At 52.8% G+C, this 13634-nt stretch carries 11 protein-coding genes; 9 read left to right on the top strand and 2 right to left on the bottom strand.

Annotated elements, in window-relative coordinates; translation table 11 throughout:
- Positions 1-97: 97 nt before the first annotated feature.
- Positions 98-766: a PDDEXK family nuclease gene (locus A8990_RS31655; protein WP_181909708.1), complete on the bottom strand. Its 669-nt coding sequence runs from the start codon at positions 764-766 to the stop codon at positions 98-100.
- Positions 767-990: 224 nt separating this feature from the next.
- Here A8990_RS31655 and A8990_RS21820 point away from each other — a divergent pair, with 224 nt between their 5' ends.
- The 3 genes from A8990_RS21820 (at position 991) to A8990_RS21830 (ending at position 2869) form a co-directional block, all read left to right on the top strand.
- On the top strand, positions 991-2115 hold the full coding sequence (locus A8990_RS21820; protein WP_116191174.1) for an SGNH/GDSL hydrolase family protein: 1125 nt from the start codon (positions 991-993) through the stop codon (positions 2113-2115).
- A 21-nt stretch (positions 2116-2136) separates the two neighbouring features.
- A complete protein-coding gene (gene acpS / locus A8990_RS21825) occupies positions 2137-2544 on the top strand; it encodes a holo-ACP synthase (RefSeq protein WP_116191175.1) in 408 nt (135 codons plus the stop codon).
- A gap of 91 nt (positions 2545-2635) precedes the next feature.
- The gene (locus tag A8990_RS21830) at positions 2636-2869 is read left to right on the top strand and encodes a hypothetical protein (protein ID WP_116191176.1); all 234 of its coding nucleotides are present in this window, start codon (positions 2636-2638) and stop codon (positions 2867-2869) included.
- A 55-nt stretch (positions 2870-2924) separates the two neighbouring features.
- Here the strand turns inward: A8990_RS21830 and A8990_RS21835 are convergent, their stop codons facing one another.
- On the bottom strand, positions 2925-3275 hold the full coding sequence (locus tag A8990_RS21835; RefSeq protein WP_116191177.1) for a c-type cytochrome: 351 nt from the start codon (positions 3273-3275) through the stop codon (positions 2925-2927).
- Positions 3276-3436: 161 nt separating this feature from the next.
- Between A8990_RS21835 and A8990_RS21840 the strand changes: the two genes are divergently transcribed.
- The 6 genes from A8990_RS21840 to A8990_RS21865 all read left to right on the top strand — a co-directional run bounded on the left by A8990_RS21840 (position 3437) and on the right by A8990_RS21865 (position 13632).
- A complete protein-coding gene (locus A8990_RS21840) occupies positions 3437-4306 on the top strand; it encodes an AraC family transcriptional regulator (RefSeq protein ID WP_116191178.1) in 870 nt (289 codons plus the stop codon).
- Between the two features lie 23 nt (positions 4307-4329).
- Positions 4330-5697: an A/G-specific adenine glycosylase gene (gene mutY / locus A8990_RS21845; protein WP_116191179.1), complete on the top strand. Its 1368-nt coding sequence runs from the start codon at positions 4330-4332 to the stop codon at positions 5695-5697.
- A gap of 128 nt (positions 5698-5825) precedes the next feature.
- The gene (locus A8990_RS21850) at positions 5826-6458 is read left to right on the top strand and encodes a bifunctional 4-hydroxy-2-oxoglutarate aldolase/2-dehydro-3-deoxy-phosphogluconate aldolase (RefSeq protein WP_116191180.1); all 633 of its coding nucleotides are present in this window, start codon (positions 5826-5828) and stop codon (positions 6456-6458) included.
- A 499-nt stretch (positions 6459-6957) separates the two neighbouring features.
- Entirely contained in the window at positions 6958-10029 is a 3072-nt protein-coding gene (locus tag A8990_RS21855; RefSeq protein ID WP_116191181.1) for an endo-1,4-beta-xylanase, read from the top strand.
- Between the two features lie 232 nt (positions 10030-10261).
- Entirely contained in the window at positions 10262-11830 is a 1569-nt protein-coding gene (locus tag A8990_RS21860) for a response regulator transcription factor (protein ID WP_116191182.1), read from the top strand.
- A gap of 5 nt (positions 11831-11835) precedes the next feature.
- On the top strand, positions 11836-13632 hold the full coding sequence (locus tag A8990_RS21865) for a sensor histidine kinase (protein ID WP_116191183.1): 1797 nt from the start codon (positions 11836-11838) through the stop codon (positions 13630-13632).
- The last annotated feature ends 2 nt before the right edge of the window (positions 13633-13634 follow it).

The raw sequence follows: 13634 nt of genomic DNA on the forward strand, positions 1-13634 counted from the left end.
TCACTCAGCGTCGGCTCCCAGTAACATAGTTCGTTAGAGGTGGCTGAGAGCTCGGAATCAGCTCTCTCAGCGTCGCTTCCCCATTAACCCGGTACTATCAAGATTCAGTTAGTGCTCGATTAACCGTGTAACCTCGTATCTTCAGAGTGCCTTTCCCAGCAGGGAGTAACATTCGTTTATTGAACATGCGATGGAGTACGGCATATGCCTCTTTTTGGCTTAATTGCAGTAACTCCATCACATCCCGAGGGCGAAGCGGGCGGTCTAGCCGCAAGGCGTGGCGGAGGATCTCGGCTTCGATGAGATCGTCGACGCTGCTGCTCGACGACCGGCTGCCGCCGAGCCAGCAGCCCATGAATTGCTGCAGCATTTGTTCGCACATCCGCGGCCGGTCGCTGACGTCGTCGTAGGCGAAGCGAAGGATTTGCCAGCCGTCGATGATGAGGTGATTTTGGCGCATGAGCGAGTCGGCGAACTGCCAGCGAGTAGCTTTGGCAGCATGGGGGCCGTAGCCGTCAATTTCGATTGCGAGTTTGATTGGCGATTGATAGAATGCGAAGTCCAGGAAGCGCGAACCGTCTTTGAAGTCTGCTACCTCGTACTCTGCATGAAGCTGGTCGAAGCTTCGGAAAGCGGGATGCCACACCTGCTGCAAAAACATCTTCTCCGCATGCCCATGCCCCTCTCCAAGCCGTTGTCGCCTATCCCCATGAGCATCGATAAGTTGCTCCTCGAACCACTGCTGATATGCCATCTGAAAGTTCATGCACACTACTCCTTTCGCTAATGAAATAAAAAACCGCCCTATCCGGACACGTCGTGTCCGAAAAGAGCGGTGTGTGCTTCACAACCGTATGGTTCGATGATTCAACGATATCACAGGTACTGGAAATTGAAAAGGTGTTAGCAGCCCCGGTTGAGTGATATGATATTCATAGATTCGCATCAGAGGCTCGCGGCTCGCATGAAATTTCGCGGGGGAGGAAATGAATGACGATGGATGGAGCGGTTTGGAAGCATCGCAATCCTTTGATTCACACATGCAAGGCGTTGGAAGAGGGGCAGCTGACGGTCGGGTTAATTGGCGGGTCCATTACGGATGCGAGACCAAGGCATAATTGGCCGGAGCCGGTCATTGCGTGGCTGGTGGCGCAGTATCCGCAGGTGCGCATCGTGGTCGAAAATGCCGCCATCGGCGCGACAGGCAGCGAGCTCGCTGTATTTCGGGCGAAGCGGGACTTGATCGACCGCGGCTGCCAGCTGGTGTTCATCGATTACGCGGTGAACGACTCCGGTGAACCATCGGACAAGAGACAGCGCACGCGCGAAGGCTTAGTCCGCAAGCTGCTCGAAGACGGCAGCAGAGACGTCGTGTTCACGCATACGTTCATGCAAAGCATGTATGCGGCCATGAGCGAAGGCGGCGTGCCGGACACGATCGCGGAGCTGGAAACACTCGCCGATCACTACGGCATCGGCTCGGTTTGGATGGGCCTGTACGCGCTGGAGGAAGTGCGCAAAGGCCGCATGCGCTGGGAGGAGTGGCTCCCGGACGGCCTGCATCCAACACATCGCGGCAGCTTGAGCTACGCACAGAGCGTCATTGCTTTTCTTGAGAAGGAGCTGTACAATCAGCACAATCAGCGACTGCATCAATCGGCGGCGCCTACGCTTCACGCGCAGCGCGAACTTCCAACACCGTTGCACCCGCACCACTGGGGCGACGCTACACTGCTGCCGCTAACGGAGGTGCGTACGGAGGGGCCATGGGTCATTCGGCGCTGGCCATTCTACGAGTGGATCGATCAGGTGCTGGAAACGGCGGCTGTCTCAGCAAAGCTTTCTTTTGCATTCGAGGGGAGAGGGCTGTCGCTTGGGTTTGATTTTGGCAAGACATCTGCTGAATTCCGCTACCGCATCGACGGCGGGGATTGGGTCGCCATATCCCGCGAACGTCCGGACTGGTGCGGCGACGACGGTTGGTATCGCGATTGCTTCTTGGGCGACGACCTCCCAGCGGGTCAGCATCAAATAGAGCTGGAAGTCGTGCACGGGGATCGGCCGGAATGCCGGGGGACGAATTTCCGATTGGCGCATATTGGCGTCATTCGATAAGATAGGGCGGTTGAACGCAGCGTGATAATAGGCATCGGACACGATATTTCGTCGATTGAGCGGATGGAGAAGCTTCTCCAGGGCGAGATAGGCAGCAAATTTATGAGCAGAATACTTACCGGGCGGGAACAGGAACTGGCAGCACCAATGAGCGGATCAAGGCGAGTGGAGTTTGTGTCGGGCCGCTTTGCGGCGAAGGAAGCGGTGTCCAAAGCGTTCGGCTGCGGCATCGGCAGCACGCTCGGGTTCCAAGACATTGAGATCGACCGCCACAGCAGCGGCCGGCCGATCTGCAGACTTAGCGAAGGCGCATGGTCGCGGCTTGGCCTGAACGGGCAGCAAGTACAGATCCACGTCTCCATCTCCCACGACCATTCACTCGCTTCCGCCTATGTCATCGCAGAAAAAGCGCATGGCAGCGCGGATTGAAAACGGATGCATAGCAGCGTCACCTTTTGCCCATAATTGGAATAAACCAATAGCATCTACTATGGGCCTACAGGAACGGAGCTGCTGCGCAATGAAGGATGAGAAAGAAGCCAAGCGGTATTACAAGAGCGGAGAGTTCGTGCCGTTCGATGGCATGTACGGAGATGTATGGGGCGGGTGGCTGCCTTTCATTCAAGGAGACCGGTTCCCGGCACATCCGGAAATGGGGATGTCCAAGTGGCTCTATCAAGGACCGCTGGAGACAGGCTTACCGCCGCAGCAGCATCGCAAAAGCAGTCTTACGCGCAGATCAGAATCGTTATAAATGAAGATAGAGAAGACACTTGCCCGTACATACGGATAAGTGTCTTTTTATCTTTTTATTTCTTCTTGCTTAGCCAATCGGCTAAATCTGAGATCTCTGCTGCCGAAAGTCTGCTCGAGAACGCCGGCATGCCGCCGCCACCGTCCTTAATCTGCTTCGTAATCTCGTCCTTCGTCATTCGCTTGCCAACTTGCGTCAAATTCGTCGAAGGTCCCATGCGGCCTTGAAGGTCAGTGCCATGGCATGAAATGCAATTGGATTTAAATACCTTCGGCACGTCAGCGGCAGCCGTTTGGACCGAAGAGGACGAGCCGCAGCCGCTCAAGAATGCTGTCGCAAGTACGGCGGGAAGCAGTGAAACGCCCCATTTTGCTGCATTTTTCGTATATGTAGAATGGTTCGGCATAATAAAACAAGCCTCCTGATTGGATCGATGTATTCAGTATAGGTCGTCGTGCAGGCCGGATGCAACTTGTGCAGCTGTGCGACACATGTGTATGGATTGAGGTATAATAGAGCGTATTGTCGAAATTTCAAAATGGCTGTAATTTGGGAGACTGGCACCGCATGAAGCTTACGTTCAAAACGATTATTCAAAATTATTTTCACCGGTTCCATGCTGATGTATCCATGGCTGCGCATTCCGTAACGAGCAAGGGCTGGCAGTCGGAGCAGCCGCCGGAATTTTATCGCCTGTGGTACATTATTGGCGGTGAGGGCGGGCTTAAGATCAAAGATCAATCTTACGAGCTGAAGCCAGGCCGTCTGCTGCTGCTCCCGCCAGGGGCACAGCAGTTTTTTGGCCCGCTGGAAGGACAGTCGGTCAGCTTGTACTGGTGTAATTTTCGGGCGCCGATTGGCGATATGGATCTATTCGATATATTGAATTTGAAGGTCAGCATCGAGCTGAACGACCAGGAGCGGAAGCATATTGAGACGCTGTTCAGGCAGCTCATTGATGCGTATCAATCCACAACGTTGACACGCGGCTTGCGAGTGCGGGCGGCGCTGTTCGAGATTGTCGCTTATTACTTGGACTATTGCGGATTTAATGAGGATATGTTTCTGCAAATTGAACCGATTACGAAGATCGATCATGTCATCCAATATATTGAAGAGCATATTGGTGAGCAAATTTCGGTGGACGAGCTGGCGAAGCTGGTGTTTCTGCATCCGAATTATTTTATCGGCTACTTCAAGAACATTGTCGGTCATGCGCCAACGCAGTATATCAATATTCGCAAAATGGAGCGCGCCAAGACGCTGCTTGAGAATATGGATATTCAAATATCGGACGTGGCTCGCCAGATCGGGCTTCAAAATCATTATTTGTCGCGGTTGTTCAAGCAGTATACGGGGCTGACGCCTAAGCGCTACCGGCAAATTTATATCTATAACACTGAGAATGAAGATAAGTTGGAGCAGGAATTAATTTAAGGGTTGAGAGAGGGGAAACAAGGATGACGACGGAAGCAGCCCGTTATTTCAGCAGAGAGCTGCTGAGCTGGTATTTGGCGAATCGAAGGGATCTTCCATGGCGGCAAAATCGCGATCCGTACCGGGTATGGGTATCGGAAATTATGCTGCAGCAAACGCGAGTGGATACGGTCATTCCGTTCTATGAGCGGTTTATGGAGAAGTTCCCGACAGCGGCTGCGCTGGCGGAAGCGCCGGAAGCGGAGGTGCTCAAGTGCTGGGAGGGACTTGGGTATTATTCGCGGGCGCGCAATTTGCAGGCTGGCGCGCGGGAAGTGGTGAGCCTTCACGGCGGGGTTATGCCGGATGATAAAGAGGCAGTCGCTGCGCTGCGGGGCATCGGTCCTTATACGACTGGGGCGATTATGAGCATCGCCTTCAATCGGCCGGAACCGGCGGTGGACGGCAATGTCATGCGCGTCCTGTCGCGGTATTTCTGCTTGGAGGATGACATTGCGAAGCCGGCGACGCGTGTAGGTATTGAGAAGCTCGCCGCCTCGCTCATCCCGGAGGGAGCGGCGGGCGATTTCAACCAAGCGCTCATGGAGCTGGGCGCGCTGGTGTGTACCCCTAAGTCACCGGGCTGCCTCACTTGCCCGGTGCTGCAGCACTGCGAAGGCAGGATGGCTGGCAAGGAGCACATCCTGCCGATCAAGACCAAGGCCAAGCCGCCGCGGCCGGAGACGCGGCTTGCTGCAATCATTACCGGCAGCGGCGAGCACGCTGGCCGGATTCTTGTGCGCCAGCGGCCGGAGAGCGGCCTGCTCGCGCAGATGTGGGAGCTGCCGCATGTGCTGTTCGCCCCGGAGGGCGACAGCGCCGGCAGCACGGCTGTGAAGCGGCGCGGGCGCGGCGTCGCTGCCGGCAAAGCCGCCGCCGCTGCGGAAGCTGCAGCGGCGGAGATCGCCGCCGGCGCGCAACTCGCCGGCGCAGCTGCTTTGGCCTCGGCGCCGCAAGGTGCGCCGAGCAGCCCGATGGAACTGCACGCGCGGCAAGCGGACTTTATGAGCCGCGCGCTGTCGGCGGAGGATGGCCTGCTCGTGCGGCCGACGAGCTGGTGGGGCGAGACGGAGCATGTGTTCAGCCACATCGTGTGGGATGTGCAGGTGTTCCGCGCGGAGTTCGGCTTCTGGCTGGAGGCCGCTGCGAAGCAGGAGGCGGCCGTATCCGCTGGCGTTGGCGCAAGTGCTGCCGCAGAGTCGGTTTTACTCTATGAAGCTAGCAGCACTGCTGCTGCGAGTGAAGCATTGCCTGCTAACTACCGCTGGATCGGGCCAGAGCAGATGAAAGAGCTGGCGTTCCCGAATGTGTTCATTCGGATTTTGCGGGATTACTGGAACGAGCAGGGCTAATTTGAATTGCTTTTGTCATCGTTGGCTTCTACAATGGGTTATAGCAAAGTTAAGGTGAACCAGGCGAGAGTGGCAGTGGTAGTGGTAGTGGTAGTGGTAGTGGTAGAAACCTGAGGAGGCTGCTTAAATTGAGTCAAATGTTGGAACGATTACAGCAAGAGAAGATTGTTGCGATTTTCCGGTTTATTGAGGATCAATACGCAGACCAGGCAGCGCAGGCGCTGCTCGACGGTGGCATTTCGCTGATGGAAATCACGATGAACACAGATGGTGCCACAACGATGATCAGCCGCTGGCGCGAGAAGTTCGGCGACAAAGCCGGCATCGGAGCGGGCACAGTGCTTGACCTCGACATGGCGAAGGAAGCGGTAGCCGCTGGCTCGCAGTTTCTCATCGCTCCAAACTTGGACGAATCGGTCGTGGATTACGGCTTGAAAACTGGCGTACCGGTATGGCCTGGCGTCATGACGCCAACCGAAATCGTACGTGCATGGAAAGCAGGCGCTGAACTGGTGAAGGTGTTCCCGATGGCGTCTCTTGGCCTCAAGTATCTCACCGAAATTCGCGCACCGCTGAACAATATCCCGATGCTCGCTTCCGGCGGCGTAGATCTCGACAACATTGCCGAGTATTTCAAAGCTGGCGCATGCGGCGTAGGTATGGGCAGCAAGCTTGTGAATATGGATTGGGTACGCAGCGGACGTTACGACTTGCTCACTGAGCGAGCTCGTCAATTCGTAGAAGCAGCTAGTGTAAAATAAAATAAATAGAAACCGCCCGAGGTGCAGCTTAAGCATCCTGGGCGGTTTTTTGTTATCACGATATCAAGTTAGGCCCATAAAAACAAAGAGGCCTGCGGCATATCCGCAGGCGCAAGAGAGAAAATATATAATAAAGGGGGGTCATGTGTTTTATTATAGATTCGTAATATGAAAGGAACATGAAACGAATATTACAATTTCATTACAAAGGAAGATTTTAGAATTCCTTAAGGTTGACCAGCCCCCCCCCCCCCAAGCATAAGCAAATCCAAAAGGCTCATGACCAAGTCATGGGCCTCTTCATAACGTGTCATCTGCTAAAAAGACACTTTTTTGGCTTTCCTCACGCCTGACCTATAATATGTACCGGTTCCTTCTTTAATCTGTATAGTGTTAACTGTTTTCTTTTGTATTACCATTTGAATTGAAAGTTCAGAGAAGGAGGATTGTTAGGCCGAAATGTAAACGCTTAACTAATTATGGGAGGGGAAGTAAGGCGATGAATAAGCGGTTTAAGCAGATTTTGGTGTTAGTGTTTGCGGTTGTTTTGTTCTTGCAGCAGGTTGGGATCATACATAAGGCCAGTGCGGCCAGTGCGGATGGAAACTATTTGCTCAAAGTTCAAACCACAGGTGGGAACCAGTGGGATGGTGCGCAAATAGACACAGGAGCAAGCGGCCTAAACCTCGTTGCCGGCACAGCCTATACCTTCTCCTATGACTTATACACCCCTGACCAAGATGTGGCAGGCATTGTTCTACAAACGAACGGAAACTACAACTGGATTAAAAATACGGGAGCTTTAAGTGCGGCAAGCCCCGCTTGGACTTCATACACGGCGACATATACTTATCTAGCGGCAAGCGGTGGACAGCTTCAGTTTGTTAAAACCGGCGATAGCGGAGCTACGGATGCAAAGAATATAACTTACTACATCGACAACTTTGTTGTTAAAGACGCAACAACCGGCAATGTTGTTTACACTGCCGACTTTGACGACCAATCTACGGATGGTTTTGCACCGAATGGGAATGCTGCATTGTCTACGGTTAACAGCATTGGTGGTGCAACAACACCAACCACAAACCCGGATGTACTCTCCTTGCCAAGCATTAAGAATACGTACCCGAATTATTTGATGGGCAGCATCATCGGCCCATATTACATGCAAGACCCAATCATGTCCGTCCTGAAAGCCCAGTTTGGCGTTGTGACGCCTGAAAACGCGACGAAGCCGGCTTCGCTGATCGGCACCAGCGCCTCAACGCATAACGTTGCGGATCTGAGCTTTAACGAAGCGGACACGGAGCTTCAGAGCGCGATCGACAATGGCCTAAAAATTCATGGGCATACGCTTGTCTGGGAAGGACAGTCGATTCCGTGGCTAAACAACGCGAAGATCTCCGACTCCGATCCGACTCTGTCCAACCCGGGTCTGACCGCGGCTGGGGCCTATGCGAACATGAACGATTATATCAACGCGGTTCTTACGCATTTTGATGGCAAGTTCAACGCGAGTACGCAGAACATCATCTCGTGGGACGTCGTCAACGAAGCGTTCGGAGGTACCGTTCGCGACAGCTCGCTGGATCCGAAAGACTGGCACAGCTACCTGAAAGCCACTCCGTGGCTGAAGGCGACGGACGATAACTACGTCGAACAGGCATTCAAGGATGCCCGTGCAGCGGAGCCGAATTACAACGTCCTGTTGTACTACAACGACTATAGCATGGACGACCAGAACAAGGCCGCGGCAGTTCGTAACATGGTGAAAGACATCAATGACCGTTGGGCTGTAGGACACCCTGGCAAGCAGCTTATTCAGGGAGTCGGCATGCAAGAGCATAACGGTCTCGGAACCAACCCTAACAATACGCGCAAGACGATCCAGATGTTCAAGGATATTGGAGTCAAAGTGTCTATCAGCGAGTTAGACATCTCCGCTGGCACGGGCGGAACGCAGACTGCCGATCAGAAAACAGCCCAAGCCGCACAGTACGCGCGGTTGATGCAAGTTTATACCGATCCCGCCTTCAAGGACACGGTGCAGCGCATTACACTCTGGGGACTGACAGACACCAACAGCTGGTTGTCTTCCGGCAGCCCATTGCTGTTCGATGGCAAACTGTACCCGAAAGACGCGTTTTACGCCGTGATTGATCCGGCCGGATACCTTGCGCATTACAATGCGCCAGGGAAGCCTCCTGGGGGCAAAACCTCAACAGCCGCGAAGGGAACGCCGAACATCGACGGTACGATGGACGACATTTGGAAGACAACATCGCCGATCGCAATCGATGTTACGCAGGCAGGTAACACGAAAGCGGACACAATTATGCCGACAGCTACCGCTCGCATGCTGTGGGACGACGCGAACCTGTACGTATTCGCGCAGGTGACCAAAGATCCGTCCGAACCGTTGGACAAGGGGAACGCAAACCCTTGGGAGCAGGATTCGGTCGAAGCAGTTGTTGACCTGACGAATGGCTCTACCGCCATGTACTCGAACGCTTCCGGGCATTACCGCGTCCGGTATGACGGCTTTGCGTCGGTAGACGCAGGTATGACGGACAATCAGGGCATTGCAACGAAGATGACCTCCGCGACGACGTACGACGAGACGACGAACTCCTACACCGTCGAGATGCAGATTCCGTTTATCCAGATTACGCCCGCGATTGGTACTCAGATCGGCTTTGACGCTCAGGTGAACGACGCGAAAGCCGGTGCCCGCATTGGCGCATTCGCTTGGAACGACGCCAGCGGAACGGCTTATCAGGATCTATTCAAGATTGGCACGTTGCAACTTGTCGCAGGGTCCGACACGGTACCTCCGGTAACCACGGACAACGCCCCAACCGGATGGCAGACCCATCCCGTGAACGCGGTCCTCCAAGCGACCGATGCAGGCAGCGGAGTTGCTTCCACGTATTACAGTCTAGACGGAGGAGCTTATACCTCCGGCAATTCGATATCGGTTTCTTCGGAAGGGATCCACACTCTTCGTTACTACAGCGAGGACCTGGCAGGCAACAAGGAAGCGGTGAAGGAGAAGATCATCCAGATCGATCTGACAGCGCCCGCGATCACGATGCCGGACACTACGAAGGTTCTAATCAGTGATGCCCTGAACTATCCGATTGGGGTATCCGATGCAACTAGCGGCTTGGATTCGGTGTCCATCACTTTGGACGGAATGCCTGCATCCAACTTGATTAAAGCGGCGCCGCTGAGTCTAACTCTCGGAATACATCCCATCGTCGTGACAGCTAGCGATAAGGCTGGGAATTCCGTTACGCTTACAAGTCAAATTACCGTTTATATGGATGCCGCGCATCTGAACTCGTTGATCCAATGCGGCATAGACAATGGCTTCATTACGAAACCAGGACTGGTAAACAGCCTGTTAGCGAAGGTGAAGCAGGTGCAAGCGGCCGGCACCGACGCCAAGAAGGCAGGCAATGCCTTGAACGCCCTCAGCAATGAAGTGAGCGCCCAGTCGGGGAAAGGACTGAAGGCCGGTTACGCAGCATTGGTGTTGAGTATCCTTAAGGCTCTAGGCAACAAGTAAGCTGATGCAGCAGTGCACGTTGAAGCCGTAGTATACAACTGTAACGCAGAACTGCCCGCATGCGATTATCGCGTGCGGGCAGTTTTTGATGATAGCTGTTCAGCCGGTTAAACGTCAAAATTTTATCGTGAAATAATCCAAGAAATAATAGATTCATTACATTGCCGCATTTTCAATCAATCGACATACTTATGTTGAATTGAGCAAATTAGCTGTGGCAGGTGATAGGAAGATGTATAAGGTTCTTGTGGTGGACGACGAACCATTGATGCTGGAAGGCTGGAAAACGATGGTGGACTGGCAAGCTTGCGGATACGAATTGTGCGGCACAGCGACGGACGGTGAGGAAGCGCTCGCATTAATTCGTGCTTGCGATCCAGAACTTGTCATAACCGACATCCGGATGCCCGTTCTCGACGGAATCGGGCTGATTCGTGCGATGAAAGAAATGGGATATGGCGCCAAAACTATAATTGTAAGCGCTTATTCTGATTTTTCCTATGCTCAAAAGGCACTTTGCTATCAAGTAGACCGTTATGTATTGAAGCCTCTCCTGACGGAGGAAATTCACAGCCTGCTGCTCGATATGGCTGCTTCATTGGAGGATTGGAGGCAGACGGCGGCGTCTGCCACCAAGATGCAGGCAGACGCTGCCGCTGAAGCTATAGTCGGCTTGCTCGGTAACGGAGGTCCGGCGGCGGTCGATATGGCTGCGCGGCTTCTTGGTGTAAACGAACGAACACGCTTTCGTCTGATGATAGCCGAGTCGATCGGTGGAAGCGATGATTCCGAGTCTGACAGAAGCCCTCTTATTGTACGGATGAAAACATTAACCGAGGCATTGTTCATTGACGGAGCGCGAGCCTGGTCTTTTGAGGAGTCGCCTGGCTTGGCAGGTCTTCTCATTATTGATAACGATCTGAACGATGAACAATTCGAAGAATTGTTGGAGGAGACGCTCGTCAAGAAAGGATGGCCGCCTCGAGAGCTCGCGTTGTACTGCAGCGAAGCAGCTATCGGACTCATGACTGTACCGAAACTCTACCGGCAGGCACTAGAGATTCGGAGCCGAGCGTTGCTTGGCTCGAATGCAGGCATACATTGTTATCGAGATCGGAAGGTTACCGGCCCATGGTGCTTGGAGGAAATGACAGCATATGTGGGGGAGCTGCTTCATTCGATCGAAACCAACGATCTGATAGGTATCGATCGCTCCGTGGATGGACTGGTTAGGCTGTTCGACAAGACGGGGGCCCAAGAAGGCTTGATGAAGACGGCTGTTCGTCATATTCGCGGCGAGCTGCTGCGTCGATACGCAGAGCTGGGAGCAAACCATAAGGAGGCAACCGATTGGCTGCATCAACTGTTGGATGGTACAGAATCAGGCGATAAAGCTTCGTGGACAAGCACCTCGTTGAAGCGGTTGTCCATGAAGGCAACCGAGCATTTTACTGTGAAGGAACCATCGGCCCGGACGAATGGGAATGCCATAACGGAGGCAATCGACTACCTGAAGCAGCATTTCCGTGGGAAAATCCGACTTCAGGAGCTGGCGGGTCGGTTCCATCTTAATCCGACTTATTTCGGACAGCAGTTCAAACGGGAGACAGGTTATAGCTTTCACGATTATATCCACCGTCTTCGGATCAATGAAGCCTGCAAAATGCTTCGTAGAACGGATATGTTGGTGTCAGAGATTGCATCGGCACTCGGTTATCACGATACGGAATATTTCACCGCAAAATTTAAAGCGCTTTCAGGTAAATTGCCCTCATCTTATAAATACAAACGGCAAGGGTGATCTGGATGCGAAGTCAACCTGCAATTCTAAGTGCAGTCAACGACATTCCTCTTAAATACAAATTCCTGCTCATTTATTTGTTATGCGTGCTTCTTCCGATCATAACAATCAACATCTTTTTTTATCAGCAGAATTCCGCCGATATTAAAATTCGGGAAAAGGATAACTTGCGCAAGTCGATCGAACGGGCATCCGGAGAACTGCTGGGCATGATAGACGAAAGCGTTGCTCTCAGCCGTTCGCTCGCTGGCGACGATTCACTCTACAAAGCGCTCGATCGCACGTACATGTCGCCGGTCGACTACTATGAAGAATACGACGATTTTCTGCGGGATAAGCTGACCCGCTACATGTCTCCTAATATTTTGGAAGTCCGCGTTTATACAAGTAACAACACCATACAAACGGGGGCGAACTATCATGTGATCAGCAGCGTCCCCGATGATCTTCCTTGGCAGGAGCAATTAAACCAATCAAACGGGGATATTCTGGTTGTAGCTTATGATGAGAAAGGCTACCACTCGACCAAACGGATCAGTGTCGTCAGTAAGATGCATACCTTTCCGCAGTATTCCAAATACGACAAGTATTTGAGAATCGACTTGAACATCGATAAGATGGACAGCATTCTGAATCGCGAGCTTGACAGCCTGAAGCTAAGACTCGTCGACAATCGGAACCAGGTTGTTGCCGCCAGTGCAGGACTCGAGGGTGCCGAGATTTCGCTCGTTCAGGATTTGCCACTCTCAGATACTACGGCAAGGAAAGGTTATGCGATGGAGGAAGCGATCGGGAATTACAGCTACGTAAAGGGCTGGAAGCTGGTTGGAATCGCGGATACCCGGCACATTGATCGTTTGCTTCATAACGCCCGGAACTCCATTATATGGCTTGCAATCATTAGTACGGTAGTTCCTTCTCTTCTTATTTTCATTATCCTTCGGTCTTACCATTATCGGGTAAAGAAACTGTCAAGACATATGGACAAGTTCCGAAATGAAAGGTTTGATCTGCTCGACATTCAGGAAGGGCGCGACGAGATAGGGAGTCTGATTCGTACGTTCAACGTCATGACGGGGAAGATTACCTCACTCATCAACGATGTCTACAAGCTGGAAATCAAGCAAAAAAACCTTGAGCTGGAAAGGGTTCGTACTGAGCTAACCATGCTGCAAAACCAGATGAACCCGCATTTTCTGTTCAATACGCTTAATGGGTTACTGGTCGTCTGCACGAGAAACGGGTATTCCGACGTGGCGGTAATCATTAAAAACCTGTCTCTGCTCATGCGGCAGCTGCTTAGCCGGGCGGAAGACCTCGTACCGCTTCGGGAGGAACTGGAGTTGACGTCCATGTACCTGCAGATTGAGACTTTCCGTTTCGGTGATCTGTTTGAGTACGCCTTCGACATCGATCCAAAGGCTATTTTGCTGTACGTTCCGCGAATGAGTATTCAGACACTAGTCGAGAATGCTTGCAAACATGGGCTGCAAGCCCGTAAGGACAACCGCTCGATCAGAGTGACCGCGAAACTGACGGAACGAGCGTTGGAGATTAATGTCATCGATAACGGCGTAGGCATGGAGGAGTTTAAGCTGAAACAGCTGATGGAGAACGTGAGGTCGGATAAGGGGATGGACGGTCATGTCGGTATCCGAAACGTCTACCGACGATTGGAGCTGTATTACAACGAGAGCGTCCGATTTCATATCAACAGCGATCCTGAAAAAGGGACAGAGGCAGGCTTTCACATTCCACTCTCGCGGCTTGAAGCGATAGATGAACGAAAGAAGGAAGTGTGAAC

The sequence above is a fragment of the Paenibacillus taihuensis genome, assembly GCF_003386535.1.
In the GTDB taxonomy this organism is placed as follows: domain Bacteria; phylum Bacillota; class Bacilli; order Paenibacillales; family Paenibacillaceae; genus Paenibacillus_Z; species Paenibacillus_Z taihuensis.